General features: G+C 34.2%; 22 protein-coding genes and 11 pseudogenes. 8 read left to right on the top strand and 25 right to left on the bottom strand.

Going from position 1 to position 25295, the window contains the following annotated elements:
• Together RBB48_RS28995 and RBB48_RS28990 are read right to left on the bottom strand one after the other, a co-directional pair.
• Positions 1 to 212: pseudogene (locus RBB48_RS28995) on the bottom strand (acyl-ACP desaturase); the annotation flags it as partial.
• A pseudogene (locus tag RBB48_RS28990) lies at positions 192 to 813 on the bottom strand (peptidase M4 family protein); the annotation flags it as partial. The pseudogenes RBB48_RS28995 and RBB48_RS28990, both read right to left, overlap by 21 nt.
• 94 nt (positions 814 to 907) lie before the next feature.
• Here RBB48_RS28990 and RBB48_RS28985 point away from each other — a divergent pair.
• Positions 908 to 1777 carry a hypothetical protein gene (locus tag RBB48_RS28985; RefSeq protein WP_098155619.1) on the top strand — a complete coding sequence of 290 codons (870 nt, stop codon included), beginning with the start codon at positions 908 to 910 and terminating at the stop codon, positions 1775 to 1777.
• A gap of 309 nt (positions 1778 to 2086) precedes the next feature.
• On the opposite strand, the gene RBB48_RS28980 is transcribed toward RBB48_RS28985, so the two are convergent.
• The 5 genes and pseudogenes from RBB48_RS28980 to RBB48_RS28960 all read right to left on the bottom strand — a co-directional run bounded on the left by RBB48_RS28980 (position 2087) and on the right by RBB48_RS28960 (position 6367).
• Positions 2087 to 2320 carry a hypothetical protein gene (locus RBB48_RS28980; protein WP_141499126.1) on the bottom strand — a complete coding sequence of 78 codons (234 nt, stop codon included), beginning with the start codon at positions 2318 to 2320 and terminating at the stop codon, positions 2087 to 2089.
• Positions 2321 to 2706: 386 nt separating this feature from the next.
• A pseudogene (locus RBB48_RS28975) lies at positions 2707 to 3266 on the bottom strand (IS4 family transposase); the annotation flags it as partial.
• A gap of 256 nt (positions 3267 to 3522) precedes the next feature.
• Positions 3523 to 4017 carry a DUF2716 domain-containing protein gene (locus RBB48_RS28970; RefSeq protein ID WP_098155618.1) on the bottom strand — a complete coding sequence of 165 codons (495 nt, stop codon included), beginning with the start codon at positions 4015 to 4017 and terminating at the stop codon, positions 3523 to 3525.
• A 301-nt stretch (positions 4018 to 4318) separates the two neighbouring features.
• Positions 4319 to 5749, bottom strand: coding sequence for an IS4 family transposase (locus RBB48_RS28965; protein ID WP_306008594.1), 1431 nt, complete (start codon positions 5747 to 5749; stop codon positions 4319 to 4321).
• A 147-nt stretch (positions 5750 to 5896) separates the two neighbouring features.
• Positions 5897 to 6367 carry a hypothetical protein gene (locus tag RBB48_RS28960; RefSeq protein WP_306008593.1) on the bottom strand — a complete coding sequence of 157 codons (471 nt, stop codon included), beginning with the start codon at positions 6365 to 6367 and terminating at the stop codon, positions 5897 to 5899.
• A gap of 513 nt (positions 6368 to 6880) precedes the next feature.
• On the opposite strand from RBB48_RS28960, the gene RBB48_RS28955 reads away from it, so the two are divergent.
• Positions 6881 to 7123 (top strand): DUF3937 family protein, encoded by a 243-nt coding sequence (locus RBB48_RS28955; RefSeq protein WP_088610648.1) that lies wholly within the window; start codon positions 6881 to 6883, stop codon positions 7121 to 7123.
• 21 nt (positions 7124 to 7144) lie between these two features.
• Here RBB48_RS28955 and RBB48_RS28950 read toward each other — a convergent pair.
• From RBB48_RS28950 to RBB48_RS28920, 7 genes and pseudogenes are all read right to left on the bottom strand, one after another.
• A pseudogene (locus tag RBB48_RS28950) lies at positions 7145 to 7276 on the bottom strand (tyrosine-type recombinase/integrase); the annotation flags it as partial.
• Between the two features lie 39 nt (positions 7277 to 7315).
• Positions 7316 to 8447: pseudogene (locus tag RBB48_RS28945) on the bottom strand (IS4 family transposase); the annotation flags it as partial.
• Positions 8427 to 9134: pseudogene (locus RBB48_RS28940) on the bottom strand (pre-toxin TG domain-containing protein); the annotation flags it as partial. The pseudogenes RBB48_RS28940 and RBB48_RS28945, both read right to left, overlap by 21 nt.
• 783 nt (positions 9135 to 9917) lie before the next feature.
• The gene (locus RBB48_RS28935) at positions 9918 to 10118 is read right to left on the bottom strand and encodes a cold-shock protein (RefSeq protein WP_000434817.1); all 201 of its coding nucleotides are present in this window, start codon (positions 10116 to 10118) and stop codon (positions 9918 to 9920) included.
• 423 nt (positions 10119 to 10541) lie between these two features.
• Complete coding sequence (locus tag RBB48_RS28930; RefSeq protein WP_088064963.1) at positions 10542 to 10724, bottom strand: hypothetical protein; 183 nt, start codon at positions 10722 to 10724, stop codon at positions 10542 to 10544.
• A 213-nt stretch (positions 10725 to 10937) separates the two neighbouring features.
• Positions 10938 to 11525: pseudogene (locus tag RBB48_RS28925) on the bottom strand (DUF3967 domain-containing protein).
• Positions 11526 to 11623: 98 nt separating this feature from the next.
• The gene (locus tag RBB48_RS28920; RefSeq protein ID WP_306008592.1) at positions 11624 to 12304 is read right to left on the bottom strand and encodes an S-layer homology domain-containing protein; all 681 of its coding nucleotides are present in this window, start codon (positions 12302 to 12304) and stop codon (positions 11624 to 11626) included.
• A 467-nt stretch (positions 12305 to 12771) separates the two neighbouring features.
• Here RBB48_RS28920 and RBB48_RS28915 point away from each other — a divergent pair, with 467 nt between their 5' ends.
• Together RBB48_RS28915 and RBB48_RS28910 are read left to right on the top strand one after the other, a co-directional pair.
• Positions 12772 to 14187, top strand: a complete 1416-nt coding sequence (locus tag RBB48_RS28915; protein ID WP_306008596.1) for a WXG100 family type VII secretion target — start codon at positions 12772 to 12774, stop codon at positions 14185 to 14187.
• Between the two features lie 16 nt (positions 14188 to 14203).
• Positions 14204 to 14515 (top strand): contact-dependent growth inhibition system immunity protein, encoded by a 312-nt coding sequence (locus RBB48_RS28910; RefSeq protein ID WP_000923399.1) that lies wholly within the window; start codon positions 14204 to 14206, stop codon positions 14513 to 14515.
• 40 nt (positions 14516 to 14555) lie between these two features.
• Here RBB48_RS28910 and RBB48_RS28905 read toward each other — a convergent pair.
• Positions 14556 to 15353: pseudogene (locus RBB48_RS28905) on the bottom strand (N-acetylmuramoyl-L-alanine amidase); the annotation flags it as partial.
• Positions 15354 to 15645: 292 nt separating this feature from the next.
• Here RBB48_RS28905 and RBB48_RS28900 point away from each other — a divergent pair.
• Complete coding sequence (locus RBB48_RS28900; protein ID WP_000376554.1) at positions 15646 to 15783, top strand: DUF3956 domain-containing protein; 138 nt, start codon at positions 15646 to 15648, stop codon at positions 15781 to 15783.
• A 142-nt stretch (positions 15784 to 15925) separates the two neighbouring features.
• On the opposite strand, the gene RBB48_RS28895 is transcribed toward RBB48_RS28900, so the two are convergent.
• The 4 genes and pseudogenes from RBB48_RS28895 to RBB48_RS28880 form a co-directional block, all read right to left on the bottom strand.
• Complete coding sequence (locus tag RBB48_RS28895; protein ID WP_306008591.1) at positions 15926 to 16117, bottom strand: hypothetical protein; 192 nt, start codon at positions 16115 to 16117, stop codon at positions 15926 to 15928.
• Between the two features lie 442 nt (positions 16118 to 16559).
• Positions 16560 to 16757: a hypothetical protein gene (locus tag RBB48_RS28890; protein WP_016119215.1), complete on the bottom strand. Its 198-nt coding sequence runs from the start codon at positions 16755 to 16757 to the stop codon at positions 16560 to 16562.
• Between the two features lie 903 nt (positions 16758 to 17660).
• Complete coding sequence (locus RBB48_RS28885; protein WP_306008590.1) at positions 17661 to 18026, bottom strand: ArpU family phage packaging/lysis transcriptional regulator; 366 nt, start codon at positions 18024 to 18026, stop codon at positions 17661 to 17663.
• A 136-nt stretch (positions 18027 to 18162) separates the two neighbouring features.
• Positions 18163 to 18791, bottom strand: a pseudogene (locus tag RBB48_RS28880) (Holliday junction resolvase RecU).
• A 413-nt stretch (positions 18792 to 19204) separates the two neighbouring features.
• Between RBB48_RS28880 and RBB48_RS28875 the strand changes: the two are divergent.
• Positions 19205 to 19381, top strand: coding sequence for a hypothetical protein (locus RBB48_RS28875; protein WP_170962667.1), 177 nt, complete (start codon positions 19205 to 19207; stop codon positions 19379 to 19381).
• A 976-nt stretch (positions 19382 to 20357) separates the two neighbouring features.
• On the opposite strand, the pseudogene RBB48_RS28870 reads toward RBB48_RS28875, so the two are convergent.
• The 6 genes and pseudogenes from RBB48_RS28870 to RBB48_RS28845 form a co-directional block, all read right to left on the bottom strand.
• A pseudogene (locus RBB48_RS28870) lies at positions 20358 to 20602 on the bottom strand (hypothetical protein).
• Between the two features lie 782 nt (positions 20603 to 21384).
• Positions 21385 to 21648 carry a hypothetical protein gene (locus RBB48_RS28865; RefSeq protein WP_088064959.1) on the bottom strand — a complete coding sequence of 88 codons (264 nt, stop codon included), beginning with the start codon at positions 21646 to 21648 and terminating at the stop codon, positions 21385 to 21387.
• Complete coding sequence (locus RBB48_RS28860) at positions 21645 to 21890, bottom strand: helix-turn-helix domain containing protein (RefSeq protein WP_371878404.1); 246 nt, start codon at positions 21888 to 21890, stop codon at positions 21645 to 21647. The genes RBB48_RS28865 and RBB48_RS28860 overlap by 4 nt, the downstream gene beginning before the upstream one ends.
• The gene (locus RBB48_RS28855) at positions 21847 to 22110 is read right to left on the bottom strand and encodes a hypothetical protein (RefSeq protein ID WP_227557754.1); all 264 of its coding nucleotides are present in this window, start codon (positions 22108 to 22110) and stop codon (positions 21847 to 21849) included. The genes RBB48_RS28860 and RBB48_RS28855 overlap by 44 nt, the downstream gene beginning before the upstream one ends.
• Positions 22111 to 22124: 14 nt before the next feature.
• Positions 22125 to 22883 carry an ATP-binding protein gene (locus tag RBB48_RS28850; protein ID WP_306008595.1) on the bottom strand — a complete coding sequence of 253 codons (759 nt, stop codon included), beginning with the start codon at positions 22881 to 22883 and terminating at the stop codon, positions 22125 to 22127.
• A pseudogene (locus RBB48_RS28845) lies at positions 22867 to 23704 on the bottom strand (phage replisome organizer N-terminal domain-containing protein). Before RBB48_RS28845 ends, RBB48_RS28850 begins: the two are co-directional and overlap by 17 nt.
• Positions 23705 to 23867: 163 nt before the next feature.
• Between RBB48_RS28845 and RBB48_RS28840 the strand changes: the two are divergent.
• On the top strand, positions 23868 to 24401 hold the full coding sequence (locus tag RBB48_RS28840) for a hypothetical protein (protein ID WP_306008588.1): 534 nt from the start codon (positions 23868 to 23870) through the stop codon (positions 24399 to 24401).
• 590 nt (positions 24402 to 24991) lie between these two features.
• On the top strand, positions 24992 to 25295 hold a 304-nt coding region (locus RBB48_RS28835; RefSeq protein ID WP_306008587.1), incomplete at its 3' end, for a helix-turn-helix domain-containing protein.

Genomic DNA, 25295 nt, shown 5'->3' with positions numbered 1-25295 from the left:
TTCAATCTTATATGATACTCCAAAATCTCAATTCTTGCTTTTTCTGCTAGAGGGGCAATTGGTCGTAAGTCTTTTAATCCCCAATACTCAACCACTACATCAAGTACTTGATGTAGTGGTCCATAGTTTACTTCTTTTGCAATCACGGCCATTCTATTTTCAAAATCAGGCATGACGGCACCTGGCATTTTAAAATTCTTAATCACATTTCCATTTGTTGCATCAATAAAATAATGCAAGTAGCCTGGTGCCGGTTTTGAAACAGATGCTTTTACAAGATAGGAAAGATAATATTGTCCATCTTTTTCATAAACGTATAAATCTTTCTTCATACCATCATAGTTATCTACTTTTCCAATCTCTTTCTCAATACCAGCTTTCCCAATATTTACAGCCTCATCTTCTGAAATGCTTGCAGTTGATGGGATATTTTTATTTTCTAAATTCGGGATAACTTGTCCAAAACATGCTTTCACATTATTATTTTGATCAAGTGCTACTGTTTGATCAGAGCCATATACAGGAATACCATTATATTTTTCAATAAGCTTCACATGCGTTGTTTCTGCTTCTGCTCCTGTTTCTTTTTCTTCTTTAACGATTTCAAAATGTTTCTCCATATTTCCTGCTAATTTAAACATGTCTTTCTTACTCTTTAAACTCGAACACAGTCTCTTTTTTATCTAGTCCTTCTGGCGCTTTCTACTCCTCCCCAATATAAGATAGTGTTTGAAATTCTTGGTTGTATTGAATCTTTTGCTCTGCTGCATATGTACGTGACGTTCCAAATGTCGCAAATGCTCCTAAAGCCATAACTACTTAAAGTGTGTCCAAAATGCATAAGGGTATAAAAAATGTATAAAACTGAAATGATAGTAAGCATTCTAATTATAAAGGAGTGTTCATTATGATAACTAACGAGTTAAATTGGCAGAAAACATTAGAAATAGGAGCTAGTTCTTTGGGTTCTTCAATAGGTACAGCAATAATAAGCGAAATCTTTCCATCAGAAGATAGTGCTCAAGAAGCGGTGAAACAAGCAGTAGAAGAAATTTGTGATAGGGTTAAAAAAATAGTTGACCAAGCCTTTTTAGATCACTATGTAGCTAATTGTGACAGTATTGCGAGACGTCTTCAGGGCTATCCAGAGAGCAGTGATGTAAATATTTTACACGGCATATATGACGATGGTTCAGATTTAGTATCAGATTTAGTACGTTTTGAAACGTTTGAAGGTATAACAGCCCTTGTTTACATTTGTACTTTGCATCTAACTGACATAAAAGCTCTTAGTGAAATTGACTCTGGGTATAAAGCTACTTTAAGTCGTTGTGGGGATGAGTATGCTGCTTTATGTGAACCACGTGGTGACAAATTAGTTCACTTTACAAATGTAAGTGTAGGCGATGCAATGTATGCTAATAGTGGTCTCTACGATATGATTACAGCTCCTACTACTTCTAATTCTTATCCTACACTCAAATACAGGTTTAATTTTGTAGATGAATGGGATGAGAATTTAGACACAAAGGTTCATATATATGATTCTGATGCTATATCACTAACAGATCCACTATGGTACACAGAATCTCCAGGCATCCCACGTTATAGATTAACGGAAGCTGGTAGAAATGCTTCATCTATTCAAAGGGTCTATTTGGGTGCTAAAGATGAGATAATCTCACAGAGAGATACTTTCTTAAATGACAGGTTAGAAATTACAAATAATATGCGTGAAAATATTCGCAAGGCATGTGATGAGTGGCGAAATCTTTAAATTCATAAGTGAAACGAGAAGTGAATTCCAACGTTTCTATGCCCCTTAACACACATTTAGGCATCTCTTGAAATGAATCCCTAAATGTGTGTATCATTTTCCTTTCATCGTTTAAATTGGAGGGATTTTTAGTTATGGTGGGTTATTCTTTGAATCGTTTCCGTACATCATCAATACTTCTTGTTCTTCTGGTGTTAAATCTTCTAATTCCTTAGCAACTCCAATTATTAAAAAATAAAAGTCAGGCTATGACCTGTTTTTACACATATCTCGGCTGTATCCTTATAGTAGTATGTTAGCCTTTATTTGTTAATTTCTCCTCGACGACTTATCGATAATATCATCAAAAACTTCCGTGCATCTTATAATAAAATCAGCATCCTCACGAGTAGTATCACTATTGCAAATACGTTCAATCACTTCTATTCCATATTCTCTATCTTCATCTGTTTTTGCTAAATATCTTTTATAAGCCCTTACAACTAGTATTGCTTCTTTTTGATCCATATCAATTTGACGTAGCTCATCATCAAAATCTTCCAATGAAATCCCTCCTATTTGTAAATAATGAAGTTATTTAATTGTATTATAATATAGAAATTTATTGTTATATAATTTTTTGTGAACTTGTGTAAAAGTGTAAATGTCCACGTTTACACTTTTACACATTAAGGAAGAAATAACGTGGAAGAATATGAAATTGGGTACTGACGAGAAACCAAATCCAAAGATACTAGTACAAGGGAATTTAGGACAATTAAACTATGCAGAGACGGAAAATATTGATTCTCACCAAACAATTAATCAAGGGGAAAATAATGATATTCAAAAAGTAGCTCAAGAATTAATACAATTGCTAGAAGAAACATCTATAGAGAACCCAGATGTTAAAGAGGATGCTTTAGATTTTGTTGAAGAAATAGCACAAAATGTAGTTCATTCTTTTGTGTCATGTCCATTCGAGTCGCCCCATATGCCTGATCACTTCGTTTTCCTGGTTCAATTTTCACATCAGAAAACTCTCCACTCAACAAGTCATACTCTAATTGAATTTTTACACCAGCTGTATGACTACAGCCTCCGGCACCAGGATAAGTGGCTGCGCATCAATCTGGAACTTGAAAGGTTGTAGAATCAAGGATGCGAATTCGCTCAAAGTAAGCAGAGAGAGAATGAGAAATTGTAGAAGTGTAGTAAATACATTTCGAAAGGAGGCTACAAAAGTTGAGTTAAATCGTCGATTAAGTCCCCCAGGACTTAATAAAATTCCTGTTGAAGTTTCTAATTGACTACAAAGTTGAGTAAGAGAGGTTGTAGCGATTTGTTGATTTAACCATACACACAAAGATAAAAAATGGTGCCCATGGCACTTACGTTTTCGTTTCATTCCACCTGATACTATAGCTAATTGATTAAGTGTAGCGGGAGACATATATCGATATAACTCTTCGGCAAATAAAGACAGCTCTTGTTTTTGATGCATACTCATAAAAATAGTCTAAATCCTTAAGTTGATGGATGTGGGGCGATACTCCATGCCCATCAACTTAAAATCTCATACCACCCCAAGAACGACCATTTTGTGCATTTTGCTCGTATTTATTGTTTTAGAGAAATTCTTACTTTTAGCTTGCTGGCGATGGGGTACCGCCAGCATTTCGGAAAAAATCACGTTAAGCAAACAATAAAATAAGCCATCCATATGGACAGCTTATTTACATAAAATTCGATATGGGAAGTGAATTTTATACTTTCTCATTGGTCTTTTTTAATCTACTAGTCCTTAATTCTTTGAAATTCTTGATTAATTCTTCTCCGAAAATATAAATAACTTTTTCCCATGGATGCCCTAAATAACCCCACTTAAAGTCTTTTTGCAAAAAGAAATAATAATCTCCATCCGGAAAAAATGGGATTTTCCATTGATGATCCTTTTCGTTTAGATTTAAATTTAAACTAGGATTCATCCAGTAGCTATCATGGTGCCAATCTAACGCATATATATATTCATGTTTCTCGGTACATAAAATAAGAGCTTCCAATAATATATGATCAAAAATATAATCATCGTCATCAGTCCATTTTCCTTCAAAGTAATTAGATAAATCATAAGTAATATATGGACAAGAAAATTTAAATGACTGTTCACCATCTATATTAGGATTAAAAGCAAATTCATCATAAAATCTATCCCAAACATTCTCATATTCCTGTTCATCTAATAAAATCCATTCTTTCAAACTCCGTACCTACTTTCTAATATTTTTATATAATTAAAATACCACGATGAAATTGTATATTCTATTCATTGCTAATTTACATAACGTCTCATTATCAGTAGTCAATGATGCATGAAATTTTCATTCTGGGGGTAATTAAAAATCTTAGCTTGATGGCGATGGGGTAGCACCACATCGCTATCAAGCTAAGCCCGTGTAACGTCAATGATAAGCAAGATTGTTTCTTTTTTTCGAAAGTCTATACGTAGATGCTTTAAAGATTTGCATATGAAATAAACCCTAACGGGTTTCCTTTTTTGAATTAAGCTGCTTGGTTACCAGACATGGTACAATTATAAACGACACCTAATATATCAAAGACTGTTTTCTTCTCATACCTATGGGATTTTCGCCCGTTTTGCTGTAGGAGATTGAACAGGCGAAGTAACACCTTTGATAGCTCTTGGGTGTTTTTTTGAATAGTTTGGAATAGAAGAAGAAAATAATCTTTAATCATATATATGGCTTTATACTCACTAAGCTCTCGTTTTTTCTTCATGAGGAGCAATTGGCGCATTTGAAACATGATAGAAGAACAGAGTAGAATGGCAATCAATTGACCATATAAATGGCACTCCAATCGTTCTGGTTTTATCTTTTTACAATGATGGATTTGAAAGAATGACTTCCACGTTTTAAATAAAATTTCGATTTGCCAACGCAAAGAATACCAGTCATGTACCTGTCCCATCGGGACAATATCTGTAGGGGTGTTTGTCATATATACATTGATACCACTGAGTCGTTTACTACGAGGAGAATACTTCATTCCTTTCTTTTTTTCTCTTACAGATTGATCTTGTAATCGTTTTTGTTGCTGTTGTTTTGTTAATCGGTGAACAATTACACGAGCTGGCACTTTATCAACCATTCCTACATAAGCATCAGCTATTTCACATGTTTGTCCTGGTTGAAGGGAGCTCATTAACGTCTCCATATCTATCTGTATATACTCTGTACCTTTCTTAATTCTTCCGTCTTGAAAATAATCAGGGTTAGGATTTTTTTGATAAATACGTGTATTCGACTTGATACGAGAGATATAGTAGGCCTCTCTATCTTGTATATATTGAAGGTCTTTTAAATTAAAATAACCTAAATCTCGGATACATAAATCATTCGCTATCACAGTTGGGGCACACAGAGAGCCGTAAGTGCGATCATGTTGTTTACCTGGACCTGTATGAATATGTAGGAACTGTCCACTTAACAAATCATACTCAAGTTGAATTTTTATCCCAGCCGTATGGCTGCATCCTCCTGCACCTGGATAAACCGATGAAAATACATCCGGGAGTTGAAATGCAGTTGAATCTAAAATACGAATACGCTTGAAAACAGAAGTGTATGGAGAAGAAATCGGCATAGATGCGGCCAATTTTTTGCTTAGTAGTTCCGCTAGTAGGTGTTGTAAAAGTTGGACGACCGCCTTATTAAACCGCTGATTCAGTCCCTCAGGACTGATGAGTACTTCTGTTGATGCTTCTAAACAGCTAGATAACTGAGCTAAAGAGGTTGTAGCGATATTTTGACTCATCCATACACATAAAGCTACTAAATCTTGTGCTTGATACTTACTTGCGCGCTGTACAAATCCAACATCTCTAGCTAGATTCTGTAAGGTATTTGGGGATATAAGACTATGAATCTCCTGTGCAAATAATTGTAAGTCATTAGATACAGAATTAGGCATACAAAAACGCCATCCTTTCCTATGATTCTACAGAAAGAATAGCTTATTTTTGTGATTTAAAGAACATTGAGAAAAAACATCCAAAAAAAAGTAAATATTCAAAAATGGTTTTGAATTATTAATAAAATACATATCTAAAAATTGTTATTATTTCTGAATGTTACCTAATCCTTTTACTAGTTCTTTATCTAATCCTTTTATTAATTCTTTATCTAATTCTTTTATTAATTGTTTATCTGAATCTTTTACTAGTACTTTCTCTAATCTTTTTATTAATCCTTTATCTGACTCTTTCTCCGATTCTTCATTCTTCTTACTATGCCCCTCGAACATTTCCACTAATATTCCCATTATTATCGACATAGGTACACCTTTATCCAATAACAATTTAAGTAATCCAAATATAGAAAAACCCTGTGTGCTAATTGAATTATATTTATTATTAATATGTTGTTCTATATTTTTTTCAAAAAGTTGATTATCCCTAGTCTTATTTTCAGGAATATGTTTTTGATTATTGTTCACTATACGTGAAGTTGTAGTACTTAGAGGTGTATTATTTAAAACTGTAGTATTTAAAGGGTAAAGCCTGTTATTTATACTTGAACTGATTTTCATCTCTCATTTTCCTCTTTCATTTGTGATAAATTTAATATGAAAGTGTTACTCCTAGATATTACAAACGTATACACATTTTATATTCTCTTTTTACAAATTCTTCATCCCATAGTGTTATTTTACATATCTATTTATTATAAGTATAATATACATCTCGTTTAAATTAAATAGAGTGTTATACAAATATATATTGTTCTATTTTACAATGTTTTAAAAGTCATTATAAATAGATTAATTCCATTCTTTTTTACAGGAAACCAATAGGGCTGAAATGCGTTTGAATCTTAAATACAAATTTAGAAACCAAAAATGCAATTTATTCTTATGTTTCTACAGAAAGAGTAGACGTATTTTTTCATTTTAGGGGGATTTTATTTTGTTAGCTTGATAGCGATGGGGTAGCACCAACAAAACGCGAATTTTGTACGCTAAGGATTATCAGTTTATTGACAGAAAAATGGATAAATGATATATTAATCTTAATATTACGTTTTTAAATTTGCGAGGTGCTATATGCTTAAAGATAAAAAAATGATTCGATTTGGTTTATGGTTATTTGTCTTTTTATCTGTAATTCAGTTTACCATTGGTTATATAAAAGGATATTATAGATCTTTTACAGGTAACGAATTATTAATTTCAGAAACTTGGAAAACATTATTATTAGATGTTCCTGAAGGAATACTTGTTATTCTAGGAGCAATTGCTTTATATCAATTTACAAAAAAAGAACCAAAAAAAACGGCATCTATATAGATGTCGTTTTTTTGATAGATTTTAAATATAGAAATTATCTAGTATATTGTCTTTCTCTTCTTTATTAATCCCAATATATTTAAGTGTAATTTGTGGTGTACTATGATTGAGTATTTCTTGTAACATAGCGACATCTTTTGTTTGCTTATAGGACTCACCATACATGCCCATCAACTTAAGAATGGAAACAAAATGATCTTGAATCATTCCAATTGCTTTATATTCGCTTAATTTCTTTTCTTTCTTTTGTAAAATAAATTATCGCATCTTAAACATAGTAGAAGAACATAGAAAAATGGCAATGAGTTTGCCATAAACATGACTTTCTAATCTCTCTTGTTTGATATTTTGCCAATGATGAATTTGAAATAGAGATTTCCAAGTTTTAAATATGATATCCATTTGCCAGCGGAGGGAGTAAAAATCATGTATCTGTTCCATTGGAACAATCCCCCAAGGTGTATTGGTAACATATATGTTAATGCCAGCTAATCGTTTGCTTTTCTCTGAATACGTAATACCCTTTTTACTTTCCGTATACACTTGTTTTTCCTACGTTCACAAAGTTGTTGTTCTGTTAATCGATACATAATCACCCGAGTGAATAGTTTTGTATTTTTCCAATATAAGCATCTTTTATTACATAGACCTGCCCGGATTTTAAGGTATTCATAATTTGTTCTAAATCACCTTTGATGTACTGAGACTGTTTTTTTATTGCCCCATTTCGAAAGTATTTAGGAAATTGATTTTTGATATACACCATATTTTTTAATTTGAGTCGTGATATATAATACACACCACGTTGATCCATTTGATCTAAATCATCCAGTGAATAATAGCCTAAATCCCGAATACAGAGGTCTCAGGGACATAATGTCGCTAAACACTCTGTTCCAAAGGTTTTATCATTATTTTTCCCTGGTTCAACTTGAAAATTTTAAAATTGTCCACTATGTAAATCATATTCTAACTGAATTTTTATACCCGCTGTTTGAGCACAACCACCTGATTCAGGATATACACTAGCTAAATGCTTTGGCACTTGAAAAATTGTTGCATCTAAAATACGAATTCGTTGAAAATAAGCAATTGAAGAACTAGGAATTACTGATGTTTCACAAATTTTATTTTTTAATAACGAAGAGAAAATATGTTTTAAAAAGCAAACAGCTTTTTTATTGAAACGCTTATTGAGTCCTTCTGGACTCATAGTGGTTCCTGTAACAGCATGAAGTTGACTACACAGTCTCACTAAAGAATCACTCGCTACTCGTTGGCTAATCCAGACGCATATAGTAGCTAAATCATGCCCTCCAGATTTATCTGCAGGTTTCGTTTGATTCAAATTGAAATCTACCTCTCCTTGGTGTTTCCCTTTACTATTAACTACTTCAAATCTTCCGTGTTGTGTATCTATAGCGTAATAAGTATCTGTTTTTTTATCATAATATACTTCTCTCTTGTTCATTTTAGTTCGTTTATTATCTTTTTTCCAACCTTTTTGATTTGCAACCTCCCGAGAAACTGTTTTTATTTCAGCAACTCTTTCGTTTACATTCATTTTTGCGATTTTTTTATCAAAGGCTGCTACATCAAAGGAGCCTTTTGGTACATTTTTCGTTACATTACCGAGATTCTTAGCCTTTTTCTCAAGATCACCAATCTTTCCAAAAACTTTACCAACAACTCGTGTTGTACCACCAGATACGACAGCCAGCGTCCCCCATGCATAATCTTCTGGACCATATTTTTGACCTGTTACTAAGTCTTCCCCTTTTATGAGTTGTCCAATTTCTTTTCCTGTACCAATTATAGGCGTAATACCCAATATGAAAGATAAATCTCCATCATTCTTACGATCATATACTCTAGATGAATCAGCACCTAAATCACGTAGTGCATTACTCAAATCAATATTTCCAATGTTTTTGGATGCTGCAGGTACATCAATTTTATGACTCGCAATTTTATTAGCAGAGTCCATAATATTATTGGCAGCATCTAATCCAGACATAATATCTGTATGTATTGTTGGAAATGCTTGTTGGGCTTCTGCAACATGCGTTGAGACACTATTAATTAGTCCATCAGCCATTACTGCTTGTTTATGAAGTGATGCCCCAGCCTTCTGTACAGAATCACCAAATTTAAGGAAACTTTGATTTACAACACGTAAATCAGAAGCCATTTGTTTATATTCAGGTAATCTGCTTTTAAACCCTTCATGCATAGCTTTAACTTGCTGTCCATAGTCGCGAACACCGACTGCAAATTTTTCTATTTCACCTTTTGGTAATGTGCCAACCCATTTTTCCGCTGGTTCGATAAACACCTTATTAATTGAGAGCGAGTAAGCTGTTGTCATATCCACAAACATTATCATGGCATCTGTTCCTGCTTCTGCAGTATCTACAAACCACTCCAACATTTGCTTTTTATAGGCTGTCATACTATTTTTATAATTCGTTAAATCATTCACAACGTTAGCTTTATCCTGCTGTACTAAATATTTACCTTCTTGAATTTGTTGAATAATATTATCTGAACCCTGATTCGCTTTATCGATAATCATAACACTATCTTTTAGTAGCATTAATTTATGGATTTTCCCAAAATCCTCATTTATCATCTCTAAAGTTGCGATAGTAGAATTGTATTTTTCTCTTACAGCTGAATCAGCTTCTTTTTCATTAAAAGTTAAGCAACCAAAATTCCCTTAAAAAAGTTGTATTCGGAATATTGTAACAAAATCAAAAAAAGACCCTACAAGAGGGTCTTTCATCAGCTAATATTAAGCTTTTTGAACATTAGTAGCTTGTAGGCCACGTTGTCCTTGTTCTACTTCAAACGTTACACTTTGTCCTTCGTCTAAAGATTTGTAACCGTCGATTTGGATAGCTGAGAAATGTACGAATACGTCTTCTCCACCTTCACGCTCGATGAATCCAAAACCTTTGTCTGCATTAAACCATTTTACTTTACCTTGTTCCATAATTGTTGCCTCCTAGTGTGGATATCCACACATATTGTTACTACCCTTGCTCAAATACCTTAGACGAAAAACAAAATTTATTCTTAATCTCAAACCGAACAAAAATAGGTCTTTCTTAAATTAACATACTTTCTAAAAAATAGCAAATTTCAAAAATAAATCCTTATAGTAATTAACCACTAATAGTGGTTGCTGGAGAAAAAGTCACTATGATAGTCATCACAGCAAGAAGTTGCCAAAGGATCTCGACAATATCATTGATTTGATTTTTTTCAGACATTCAACAATTGATAAAATTAGCTATTTTCGAGTTAAATTTTACTTCTGATAACGAAAGTTATGTAAATAAGCTAATTTTTAATATTAGAGCAAACTCCTCCCCGAATGGAGAGGAGTTTGCTTTTTTCAACAATGAAAAAACAATTAAAATGCTTGTTTCTTATACTCACTAATGTACCTGAACAATAAAGTTGTCCCTGCTATATTAGACAGAATGCTGACTCCTAACATTACAGCCCATGCAATATTCTGAACTTTCATTGTCAAAGTTAACATGAGAAAGCACATGCCAACCGCAACAAACAAGAAACCTAAAAGTTTATTCATAATTTTACACCTCCCTTTTTTTTGTATTTTAACATTATAATGAAACGATATGTCATGTAATTTTGGGTATATATGGTATTCATGTTAAATTGACATAACGTCTCATTATTGATAGCAAGAAAAAAACGGATCCCTACTCTCATAAGGGATCCCCCTTTCTTTTTCTATAACTCTATTTTTATACGTTCCTACCGGCGGTGCATCCTCCTGCCCTCACCAGAATTTCCACCACGGCTTCTTCTCTTTCGCTGCAGCAACCTCATCCCGAAATTCTTGCATCATTCTCTTCGTTTCCTGCATCTCACGCAGTGTCTTCATAAGTGTCTCATCTCTTGCTTCCAATCGTTTTTCCACCCGCTCATTATGCGCTTCTACGCTCGCTTTAATTTCTTCATTACTCTGCTTCGCCTGGTCACTTAATCGCTTTTCCATTGCCAACATACCCTGTTTCATTTCTTGTGCCATAACGCCATACTGTTGCTGGAGTTGTTCTTGAATATGGAATGGGATTAGGTCTGTTTCCTTTGGCTCTTCTTTAATCAAATCTGGATTAACCTTTTCTATTTGCTGCGCAATCATCTTCGCTGCCTTCTCTAGCGTCATACCGTCATGTTTGCTCAGATCAATTAATTTCTCAATCACCATAATGTCACTGTCTGTGTATTAACGTCTACCACGATTATCCTTCTTTACTGCGAATCCTTCACGTGATAATACTTCCATGTACTTTCTAAGGGTGCTATCGGATATTCCTAGTCGTTTGTATACTTCACTAGCAGAATAAACAATTCCGTCCGTCATAACGTCACAACACCTCCTAGTGACAGTATTCCATGATGTTTTATAAATTCCTGCAAATAAAAAAACCGACTCATAAGAGTCAGTCTTTTAATTATTTTTTACTTAACATTATCTCGTAGATCTTTGATGGACATTGGAATAGTTCTATATAGAAATACTGCTAATTGTTCACGCGTAATTGTACCGTCTGGATTAAAGTTATTATTACCTACACCACCAGTAATACCATTACTATATAAAATTTCTACGGCTTCATTAGCCCAGTGTCCTTGCATATCATTAAATTGATGATCAAACTTCTTGTTTAACCAAAAAGCGTTTACGAAAGTTTGAGCAAGTTCTGCTCGGGTTACGATTCTTTTTGGATTAAAATGACCATTAAATTCGTAAGAGAAAATTCCACTTTTATATCCTGCTGCAATTTCCTTTTTAAACATTGAATCATTTATATCATTGAAAGGAAGCGGCTGTGACATATCATAATCGGGAATTTCCACCGTTCTATATAAGAATGCCGCTAATTCTTCACGCGTTATTTTTTCTACAGATCCAAAATAACCATTGTGGTATCCCAACATTATATTGTGGTCAACCATGTAGTTAATTTCATTATATGCCCAATGCCAATCGGGCACATCTATAAATTTACTAGTTTGAGCGCTCGCTGCTTGTATTCCCTGATTTGTGATAGTACCCGATGTTTCAGCCATAGAGTTATTCGCAAAAAAAGTTGTACCGAATACTGCTGCACATACACCTGAAATTAATAATTTTTTCATTACTATTCTCTCCCCTTTATTTTAAACGTCAATAATACAATTCCAATAATCATTATATAACTATTTTAGGATTAGTAAAAGAAGGAATTTTTTTGATTTTTATTCCAATAATAAACCCATTAATAGAATTAAATAGCTTTAGCGATTTCAACAAGCAACCTCATAAATAACGGAATCATTTGGACTACAATATAACCAATCCCCGCACGACTGATTAGCGAGAATCCCCGTTCCTGGCTGCCTACCATAATGAACAAGCCGCATAACGCTACAACGGATGCATTTTATAATAATATGACGTTGAAATTTATCGATATTATTGGTGTAAAACAAAAAAATCATCTAATAGGGCGGATTCTCTTTATTTCGCATAATTATTATTATACTAATCTAAAGTTTCTATATTTACATTTTTTCCTTTTATCTCATAATTTTAATTGGGGAAAGGGAGGGGAAAAATGGTTTAAATCAAAGTAACACCTGAAGTACTAGAAGACGTCGCTAATCGTGCAAATAATACCAGAATCGCATTAGAATCTATACATAATAATCTATGTAATGAAATAGATCGTTTATGTTTTCAATGGATTGGTGCCTCTAATCAACAATTCGTTCAAATTTTCAACGATGCGAGACCAAAAGCTTTTACATCTATCAATTCGATTATAAAAGTGGAAGAGGATTTGAAACGAATTGCCGAAAAATTCCGTACCGCAGATGCTTCATATGACGAAAATCTTGAAGAAGGAGCAATGTGTGGTCCGTTAAATAGTGAGAAAAATGATGGATCTTTACGTGATAAAGTTTGGCATGGCCTCAAAGAAACTTATGAGGATTTTAGTAAAGTAAAAAAATCCGATGAGTCTTTATATGATAAATTTAAACATGGTATCGATACAGCTTATAAAGATGTGAATAAAATAAAAGACACTATAGATGATGAAATCGAATCTGCTTTTGAAAAAGCTGGATTAGGTGTCCCCTATCACTTAAAAAAGGGAATGGGCGACGCTATAGGTGATGAATTATTAGGACTTGCAGATGCAGTTATCCATCCAATTGACACATTTAATAACAAGATTGAAGCCGTTTCTCACCCAGTCGAGACGTTCAATGCGATAAAACAAACAATTTCTGATTCTTGGAATCGTGATGTTACTAATGGTGACTCGTATAGTGGTGCAGAATGGTATGGAAGCGCGGCTGGTCATACTATATTGGCTGTTGGACAACTATTCGTAGGAACAAAAGGCGTGGATAAAATTGCAATGTTGAACCCTGGCACAAAATTAGCTGAGATTTCACGAACTGCTAATCAAAGCTTGCAAGACGCTGCATCCTTATTCAATCGTAACCACAATGAGTTTGCTTTAGCTGGTGGAAATAATATACGCTCTGTATTTGATACACCTGATTTTAGACAAGCTGAAGAAAAGCTATCGACCCATCAGTTTGCTAAAGGAGAAAATACCACTACTGTGAAACCCGGTGATAGCAGTTCACTTACTCCAGGAGGCGGACTAGCTGCACATGAAGCTAGAGGTGGGCATTTACTTGAACGACATGTAGGAAAAACGGATGAAGAACTATTACAAAGAATACAAAGTGATCCTAGAATAGCAGGTGCATCTACTTTTACTGATAGGGCATCAGCTGAAAAAATAGCGGCTACCGTCTTGAATAACCCTCGTAATCAAGCACGCATTCAAAGTTGGTTAAATAGTCCAAGAGACAATAATTTAATTTTACGTTATCATGGTACTGAAATAATTGGACGAGGTGTAATAAGAGGTTCTATAACAGTTGAAGATATGTCAAATGCAAAAATTGTACTTAAGAAGGATAGAAATGGAAGTTTTATTTTAACTGGATATCCATCTTGATAATAGGAGGAAGATTATGTTATTAGAAGACAATTTCGATAATCTCGAAGATGATGAGGTATTTCAATTTCTAGCAGGTACTTTTCACCAAGATACTTTCTATGAAGAAGCGCTCCAAGAATTACTAGAAGAGGTATCAAAAGAGTATTTGCAAGATGCTGTTATTTTTCTAACTGAATTTATTCAAAGCGATTATAGTAATACAGAAAAAAATGAATACATACGGTATTCTGCAGATGGAATATATTTTGATGGGTTAGAAGTAACACCATTAGAATGGCTGGAACAAACAGTTAAAACGATAAAACAAGCATTAAAAAATAATTAGTAAAAATTGATCGCCCGTAATAGGCGGTCTTTTGTTCATATTACTTCACATACACATAGGCTTCATTTGCTGTTACATAGTATGTTTTCCCTTTGCTATTGTGTACTTTAAATTGTAGGGATCCATTGACGTTTATTTTTGTATCAATTGTGAAACCTAATCCTGCATCTACAGAACCCGCAACATCTTTATCCTGCCAAGATGGAGCATCGTAGAATCGTAGATTGTTAACCTTTGAAACAACACGCTTCCCTACAATAGAAGAATCCACTGTGCTTTTCTTACTAAACTTCACATAAGATGGATCATTTTTAATCCATTGCTCACCGCCAAAATTTAACCAACCATCCTTTTCAGCCCATACAACATAAGCTTCTGGTTTGTTTAACTGACGAACCTTAGAATAGCTTGTACCAGGTCCTTTACGTAAGTTAACATTGTAACCTTCAATATACGCGATTCCGTCTGTTACAACTGTTGGAACTTCTGCTGGTTTAGATGGCTTTTCAGGTACAGAAATATCCACATTAGAATTATTGTATGCTCGTTGTACGTCTGCTCTAAATTGAGCTTCTGAAACGCCATGAGACTTTAAGTAATTAAGTGGATCTTCATGACCTGTACCACCCAGATATTTCGTCACATCGTAGTGAGTCCATAATCCTTTTTCTACTGACAATCCACGATCACGAAGGATTTTAGCCAATAACTTAACATATTTATCATAGCTGCGTTTAAATTTCTCATAATCGCTTGTTTCGCATAATTCTACATGAACAAATCGTTTATTAGCAGCAGGGCCACCGCCGTAAGCAATATACTTTGTATCCGCAATCTGATAGGAAGAAACTTGTTTAACTCCCCCTCATGGTAATCCCAAATTTAGTCTTGAAATTCTCTAAAACTCATTGTATTATATTTTTGTATTTTCTCAGTTCCCAAGCCGAGGAAACATCATCACTTCTGAAAAGAACCCGAACTCTATCGGGTTCTTTTTGTAAAATTAAAACCATCCATTGTTTTGTTTAAATAGGTTAATCTATCAATTATACTAAATCAATTAATTCGACTATTACATATTAAAGTTTAATACATATACTATAGTAGATTGCTAGAAAGGAGGCGTAACCATGGATAGTTGCGTTGTGTTTGTAAATGGACAACCTTTTTTAGTTCTCTCAGTAGCTGGTATTGAAATTGCTAGATTGGAGATTTCTCTTCAAGTAGCATTAGCTCTTAGAGTACTTGGAATACCCATCTGCGATTAATTACCAAATCTAAAAAAGAGGGCATTAGCTCTCTTTTTTATTTCTCCTTTATCTTTCCTTAACAACAAACAAGACGCCACCCAGATTGCGGTAGCGCCTACGATAATTCCTATACACTTAATCAAAATCATATTTCCTCACATTATTTATTTCTTTGCTTCCATACCCCATTCTCTTTACGATAAGTATTCTTGCCATTCATGAAGTCAGCTGTATTACCAGGAATGCTATATTTCTTATTCTTTTTCTTAGCCTTCTTCTTCAGCCTTTTCTCTTCTTGAATAGCTTGCCGATCCGCCTTCCATTGTTTCAACAAATCCTTTTCACGCCGCATCGAATTTGTACCCCTTGGATTAAAATGTGAACCAACTAATTAGATTCTACCTATTGATATAGATATCCTTTAACCCAAATGTCCATTTTGTTCAATAAAAAAAGAACACTATAAAGTGCCCTAAGCTTCTGAGTATTAAATATACGACAATGCCCAGCCCGTTCTAATGGCGCAACATAAAAGAGCTTTATAGCGGAATATATATAGCTCTCGGAAAAGGAATAAGTTGGTTGGCATTGACTCGATATTGTATGTTTGGGAATTCCTTATGTGCAATAAAAAAAAGAGCCCTAAAAGGTGCTCGTCCGATACGATTATAAAGAATGAATACGTCGTGTTCAGTTATTAGTATATGCTTGTCTCATTCAAAGTTTTACTGGTTTAATGTGTAATTTCTATCTAACAAAGAAAAAAGCACCCGTTATGGATGCTTTTTTTGTATTTAATCCTTCTTCTCCTTTACCACCAAAGAGAATACATTGTCCAAATTAACCATACGATCTCCAAATCTGAAGAATCTAGCTTCTCTTGCTTGTATAGAATTTTCTATAGCAGCAACTGTTACTGTCTTTTTATGCTCAATTTCAAATTCGTGTTGTTTACCATCGACTGCTTCTATACTTATTATAAATTTTTTCATTTACTTATCCCCCGCCTCTCCCAATCTATCTATTCGACAGAAAAGAAGAATATCCTACAAAACAAAAAGCCATCACCGAAAGGTGACAGCTCCTAAAGGGGAAGAGAGAAAACAAATGGCAAAGTTTCTCTTAGATCAAGGCTGAGTACTCGCAACCTTCTCCAAGCCACCGCATCATGTAATTTTTTAGCTCTTATTAGCTACGCACTTTACGTTCGGTGACTGAGAGAAGACTAAGAATAGTCCTCCCTATGAGAATTTGTCGTCCTGGTCAATACATCGGTTGTCGCTGACCTTAGCTGACAGTTGCCAAATTATAAAGGATTTATATCAAGACGTATGTGTTTCTTCCGACGCCTTGTTTGAACCAATACACTAAGGGGACGGAAGGGGAATATTTCCGCTGTATTGGCTCAAACAAAGAGTGGAACTCTTTGCCCTCGTTTTGGTCATTAATAAGAGTCGTGAATAATTACTAATGCACGAGATCACGTATACTGTTTTAGACTTTTAGAATGCAAGTGTCACTCAATCATGAGCAACCACCCCCATTCCATTTTCAAGACCGACATACTAGAGAGTAATAGACTTATATTTATTATCAACCCAGGGGACGCGTTCCGAGCTGATTGATAAATACAAATTAGAAACAGCATGACGAATGCGAGTTATCTCACACCCCCCACCCTGGAATATGTCATTATTAATCATTTAAGGGAATCTTACCACCCTTATGGCGAGATTCTTACCGCCCATGCCCGCCCTGCCGCTGTATACTTTAAGGTGTACTAATCCTCTTCGATATGCGGTTGTCAAAGGGCTTGTACATATAATTTACCGTTATTTTCATTTGCAAAAACTCCCCAAAAAATATGCTATTTCTCTGCTTTTTCTCTGCCATTTTCAAATGATTCCTAATGTAGTAGCGATCAGTTTAATTGCACTCTTCTTCTCATAAAAGTATGAGTTTTTCATCATCAATTCGTTTTGTACGAATGAATCTTTAACTGGTTTGTTGTCTAAGAACTTCATAGTGATGATGTTTCTTTCATCCGCATCTAAGATATGTTCTAAAGTCTTCTCTATTTGGTTCACCTTTAATTCGCTTACTCTTCTTGAATTTCGTATCTCTGGAAACAGACTGATCCCTTCTTGTTCCACTTCATTATCGAATCGCATCTTTAATGCACGGTATTCCTTTAAGATGCTGACTATTTCCTTTTGCACTTTCTTGTCATCGATTGCTGGTAATAAAGTTAATTGTTCCATGAAGGAATCCCCCTATTTCGAATTTTGGTTTTTACATTCACATCAGGTACGTGAAATTTTACTATCCCTTTGTTGAATAAGAGAAACATGCATAGCGAGTATTCCCACCATCCCCCCTGCATAGTTCCGTTATCCATTAAGCCTTTAATAATTTACGTTTCTTGTTGGCCATCTTCTCTTTCGCTGCTTCAATGCTATTCGCTACCTTTTGATGGTCCTGATCAAATTGAATCATGCCGTCAAACATAACTGGAGTTACTGCTTCGTCTACATATTGTAAGTAATCCACTGGCGCTCGTTCCGTCTGTTCTACTAAGTACCCATAAATATCAAAGTCCACCCTCGGTATAGACTTCTTACCTTTTGGTTGATGCGATATCCTTACGTAAGATTGAATGACTGATAGTGGTACTGCGAATACTGACTTGTCCTTGCTAAATTCAATAAGGAAGAAGCAAATTGCTCCCATCTTCTTTGCTTTCTCCAGGCAATCTAATTGATGCTGTGCAATGTTCTTTAAATCAAATCGTGTAGGATTCTCTGTGGACTTCGCTTCAAATGCTATAGCTCGCCCTTTATACACGCCATCATAATCTACTGTACTTTTAGCTTCATAGTAACCACTTAGTACAGACCACCTTTACTTATTAACACCTTCACAGGAGTCGGACGCTTGTTTATAAGTGCCACTCCCCCTCTTTGATATATTTCATTCGCTAGATTGATAAGCTTTTCAAAAGCCATACCACGGTTTCCTTGTCCCATTGTTATTCCTTGCTTTCTACTTTAATTGAATATGCAATATTTCATATTTCCTTATTATAATACTCCTTTATTAATCATTATTTTCTATCACACCATTGATATTCATTGATAAATCAACATTTGTAATTTAATTCCTGATGTTTAATCTCGCTAAAATACATTGAATTTATATATCAAAATAATTGTATTGGAATTTCTTGTTCTACACATCTATACGTATTTTATGTATTATATAGCAGAAGAGTAAGGTAAGAGTTACTCTTTGCCATTTTAGGAAAGGTCCTGTTGGAGACAACGGGGCCTTTTTTCGTAAAAGGATTATTTTGTTTGAATTCTCATAAAACACTTTTTAAATTCCTCAACATTGGAAATAGCTATATAATAAAAAAGATTAAATGTTAGGAGTGCTATAAATGTCTGATATGATTAAACTCTGTATTGTAATAGCCGTTGCCTTATTTTTAATGTTTTCGATAATATCAGAGTTTAAGAAACCTCAAAAAGATATGTTTTGGTTCTCAATTGACGTAATGTTTCTCCTTGCAGCTTTTTTACTAATAAAAGACTATATCGTCAAACATTTAACGTAATCGACTGAATAAAAACCAATGTTCCGTCAATAATATAGATAGGCGATGGCCAGAACTCATTTAATGAAGTCCCTAACCTTTCTCCTTTCCCCCTGTTGGAGAACCAGCCAAGCAGTTAGTTTTTGCTAGCTGCTCTTTTATTTATGAAAAAATATAAAATTCTTTATAATGATTCTTCTTTATTTCTCAATATAAAGAGCCTTGGATTTCTTTTAACAATCTTGTAGTATATGAACAAAGAGTAAGGTAAGAGTTACTCTTTGCCATTTTAGGAAGGTCCTGTTGGAGACAACAGGGCCTTTTTACATATAGAGATAGTTTTGTTTAATTCTTCACCATTAACCGCAAAAACATCTTATAATCGTTATATAATAAATTAATTAATGGATTAGGAGTAGATCAAATGCCAGTTACACTAGAACTTATTCTTTTCATTCTTCTAGCAATTTGTGCTATTGGCTATTTAGTAAAAGAATTTCAAAAAACTAGAAAAAGAACACTTGGAATTTTCCTAGAATTCTTGGTTCTTTTCTGGTCAATATGGAGAATATCGACTATCATAATCTGATTTATAAAACATGAAATCCTTCGAATAAAAATCAATATTATGTCCATAATGTTGATAGGCTGTATGCCAAAATCCATTTAGTTTTCTCTGTATCTCCTTGTATTGAGCAGTTAGCTTTTGCTAGCTGCTCTTTGTTTGTAAAAAAGCACTCAATTGACAAGAAACACATATAATATTCTGTGTTCCTTTCTATATGAAATAAGTTAGTCTTTACAAACGGATGATCTCGTCACGAGAGCACTTTATTAAGTGCTCTTTTCGTATTTCAAATACATACAAAATGAAATTTTTACCATTAAGATAATTATTAAATATTTTACGCTCATACATTATAATGGAATAGTTATTGTATATTGGCAGTAAGAGGAGCGACCTGATTAAGGGCTTCTCTTTTTTTATAAAATAGGATTATTGCAATCTCCCTCTGTATATCTTCTTGATCTGCGTTTCAGTGAATCCCTTGTACACAGCGAACAATTCAGGGAACTGGCTTAAACACATGTCAATAATTGTGTCATCTGTAGTTCTAATAAAGAAGTACTTAACTTCACCCATGTAATCGTTGTGTAGGTATAACTCCTAATCTCGTAATGGCAGCCATTAGCTTCCAAGACTTCATACAGCTTGATCTTTGTTTCATCTATATCAAATATCGATAACTGCCCTTCGTTTTCTCTTACATTCTGAAACTGTAATTTTTGTTCTTCATCTAATTCAAATTTCACATTTGCTTCTACAACCATCATTCATCCCCCTCAGCTATGAAAATAGCGTTTTTGTTTAACATAATAGCTCTGGATTAATTGGACATATTTACCGATTTATTCACCACTAAATCCATGTTAAAATCTCTTGTGAGTACGACATAGCTCAATTTTATGAAGCCCCGTAACATTTTCTGCGGGGCTTCTTTTTTTCAACAAGCCCTTAGTTAACTGTGCTGACTACCTTGATTTACAAAATCACTTTTTTAATACATTTATGAAACATTCACGTGCTATCTTCATTATGCCCTTAATATTATATATACTTAATATACGAATATATGTTATAATTCCTTTGTGAAACATCATGTGTTTCAAATACAACATTTTCTTGATGACCTCTTATCTTTCCGTAAGAGGTCTTTTTTTCAAATAACTATTTTGTTTAAATTTACCTTAATTCACATTAAGTTTTCTTAACATTCGAATTAATGACTGTATAATATAATTAAACTATTTGTATGAGAGGTGATTATTATGAACTGGAAACAAAAATACAATCCAAAGTATCTCTTTTACCGCATGTATAGCTATATTTATAAAGCCCTTGATGATATATCATGGTCCTTAAAATAATTGAGATTGTTATGAGTACACATTTGCTGTGTGCTCTTTCCACAGTTCCCAAAACGATCCTTAACTTTGTTTTACATGTCATAGCGCTATGCCTCCTAATCCAAATTCATGATTTCCTCTAAAGTTCTATCCGAAATATAAGTATTAATGATTTGTATCCTTTCGTATTTCTTTTTAGCCATTTCTATAGCCTCGCTCTCGGACTTCGCCTCAAACCAACGAAGCTTCCACTTTTCGTCTTTGTCGTAAAACTCTACTGAGTACGTCATAACGCTATTACGCTTCAAAAATTTGTCCACGGTACTTGTTGCTGTGTAATTGAAACTTCTCACAACATCCTCTAGTGTTAGTTGTTTCATGCCCCCAGCCCCATCGGACGCGATTTAATGATATTTTTATCTGCCTGATCCATAATCAAAGCGGTAATTTCTAATTGATGTCTTCCCAACTCTTTTGCAATTTCAAGGATTCCTTTGCCTTCCTTCCACATTTCTTGCAATCGAATCACTTCGATTTCATCAAATACCAGGTCCCACTCTTCTAAAGCGATATACAAGTTACGACGCAATTTCTTCATGTACTTCCTCTGCTGCAACGCCATCATATAATTTTCCTTTTCCAAATCCGTTCCAAGTCTTGGCATCCCAATTCCCCTCCAGTTGCAATTGATGAATCTCTCTTAACTCCGCCATAACAGCATGACGTTTTCTATCCACTTCTTCAGGACTGCGATTCCCCGCTTCGCAAATACATGGTCCAAACTGATACATACCCATTCCAATGCTGTTCTTAATTACTCCCGTTCCGTTACACGCACACATCTCAAATCCCCCTTTTAAAATGGCAATGCTTTTCTTCTGTAATCCTTTGTATCTTTGAAAACTAGCGCCCTGAATTTATTGAAGATACGTGATACAATCCGTTCATCGTATGCGCCCTCTAAATGCTCTCCTGTAAGGTTTGTCGTAAAGATAGTGGATTTACCTTGCCTTCCATCGAAAACATCGAATAATACCCTGTTAATGAAGTTTGTTGCTTTTGTATTGGCATCTAATGCGCCTAATTCTGCTCCCAAATCATCAACTATCAATACTTCTGCTCTTACTAAACTTCGTATAATTGCATCCTCAGTTAATGTAGAATCTTTATTGAATGTACTTTTAATCTTCCGTAGCAATTCACCAACTGTGACGAAGACAAATGACTTACCTGCTCCAGCAAGCTGATCCGCTATAGCGTAAGCAAGATGTGTTTTCCCCGCTCCGCAATTCCCGGCCATAATCGTGTTAAACACTTTCCCGTTGAGATAATCAGTTGCGATTACCTTTGAGAGTTCAAGGTTCTTTGCTCCTTCATCGCTAGTAGGTTGGTAATTATCAAAATTAGCTTTCTTGATGTTGCTATCAGCGATCATACTTTGCTGGTGGAACATGAATTTCTTCTCATTCGCCTTATCTGCATCGTATTTCGCTTGTTCCTGTTGATGAAGCTTCCTACTATCATTTTCAAGGAAACAGCGAGGGCAAACAACTTGTCCACCGAACTTCATCTTATTCATGCCATGCGTATCACACACATCAGAATCCATAGTCATATTCAACTTTTTGGCTATATCGTTTGGTATTGCTGCCGCTGCTCTCTGCATTGTTTTTCGCTCCTTTTTAGAATTCATTTGGATTGTTAACTGGTCGAACTTTTCACGTAGCCTTTTAGGAGATAAAATGTTTCCTTGCCAGAATGGATCAGCTTGGCAACAATCAATAACATCCTTAATCTCTTGTAATTCACGGTTATCCTTTTCGCGCATTAATCTAAAGTCGTTAGCCCAAGAATCGAAGTCAGGTTCTTTTTGTTTAGGGTTATTACCCTTAATTTTTTCAAATAGATAATTAGCCCCGTTGGTGTCGCAGGTTTCAAACTTGTGACGGGAATGCTTTTCTTTCTTCTTTTTATCTTTTTCTTTATCTATATCTAATTCTTTATCTTCTTCTATATCTGTTGCGTCACGTGACGTCACGCAAGCGTCACTTTCTTCACCCTTATCTTCTAGTGCTAATTGCTGTTGTTTCTTGCGTTCGCGGTACTTTTTGTTTCGTTCTGCATTCAATTGTTTTACGCGTTCTAATCCATCAATGTTCTGATGCTTCTCCCAGTTCGAGATGCATATGTACTGATCATCTGTTACATCAATCATTCCGAACTGTTTAAATGTTGTAGTGCCAGTCTTACAGTTGCTATCGGTCTATTAAAAAGTGTAGAAAGCATTTCTTCTGTAAAAGGAATGTTTTCACTCAAGAAAATGTAACCATTGGCATTCGTTCTACCTGCTTGAGACAACAATTTAATCCAAATAATTAGTAGTGTGTCTGCCTCTGGTAAGCTTTCAATCAACCGAATCTTTTCATCTTCAAACATACTAGATGAAGTAAAAGCGTACGAAGAAAGTTTAAAAAAATAACATTTGAACAAGTTTTCAATACGGATAGCATTAAAATTAAGATGATTTTAGTTGGAGGGAAGCACTCAAAAGAGTGCTTTAGTTTGTTCTCAGACATAAATAAAATTAGGGGTGATGTGTGTGAAGAAGAGATTTATGGGGATATTATTGGCTGCTATATGTCTTATATTCACAGGTTGTTCAGCGAATATGAAATATGTAAAACATGAAACTAAGGAAAAATTAGAAGATAGTCCGTTAGGCCCATATATTGAAAAAGTCGATTATAAAGCTGATAAAAAGGAAGACGATACCACGCCAGTATACATCCCAATACATGTAGATGAAAGATTCCCCGACTTATCAACTATGGAAAAATATGAAGTTTTGAACAATATATTTGAAAAGATAATGGGATCTTTTAATTCTGTTTCTTGCGGTGAAAATAATTCATGCCGTTACCAGAAACTCAAAGTATTCTATGACGATATATATGTTATGGACATTTTTGACGACATACTTATTATTAATGATTTTGAAAAGTATACAAAAAGCGATTATAAGTCAGATATGAATACAGAAAGAGAAAAGAAAGAAAGAGAGTACGCTAATAAGGATAATACGCTTAATTCAAATAATACATCGCAAAATAACGGACAATATGCAAGTAACTGAATAAGCTATACGGTCATATTCGACTTTATGAAACAACAATATAACATCCTAACAAATAACGATGAAAACTACATACCTGAAGTCCATGATCCTCAGGTTGCTGAAATAGCTGCTAAACGTTTCGGAATTACAGCTAAAGAAGCTGGATACATTTACGAGAAAGTACAGATGGATACTTTTAATTAAAATATAGATTTTGTTCACTTTTACGATACATTTATGAAACATTCGTATGTTACGTTATAAAAGTCCTTTTTTTGAATCATTTTCATTCTGTCAAAAAGCCCTAGTCCCCTCTAGGGCTTTTTACGTTTAAATAAAGAAATGTACCGTATTTCTCAATGCACAACATTACTTAACATGGTAAAATAATATTTGGATGGGAGTCCAATACATATTATTAAAATTAAAGTGGTTCAAGTCAGAGAAAGGCACCTTTGGGTGTCTTTTTTATGCATAAAAAGCCTTATCCTTCCTATAGAAAGGATAAGGCCTTTACAACAAATAATAATTGCAACTAAATTAATTTTACATTACATTAAGATTAGAGAATACTATACTAATAAAGCGCTAAATAGTAGGTGGAGAAAATGGAATTTAACGATTTGGGTATTACCATTAAAGAACTTCGAATTAAAAAAAATATATCTCAATCCGAATTATGTCATGGAATATGTTCACAAAGCCAAATTAGCAAAATCGAAAAAGGTGTGATTTATCCATCTAGCATATTGTTATATCAATTATCTGAAAGACTTGGTGTTGATCCAAATAATATATTTGCACTAACTCAAAATAAAAAATTAAAATATATAGAAAATGTAAAATATGTAATAAAGGATTGCATAAGACAACATCAATATACAGAGCTTTATGAAATAGTAACAAAAGAAA

It is taken from the genome of Bacillus sp. MMSF_3353 (assembly GCF_030733445.1).
GTDB lineage: Bacteria > Bacillota > Bacilli > Bacillales > Bacillaceae_G > Bacillus_A > Bacillus_A wiedmannii.
This window is presented reverse-complemented; position numbering and strand designations above follow the sequence as displayed.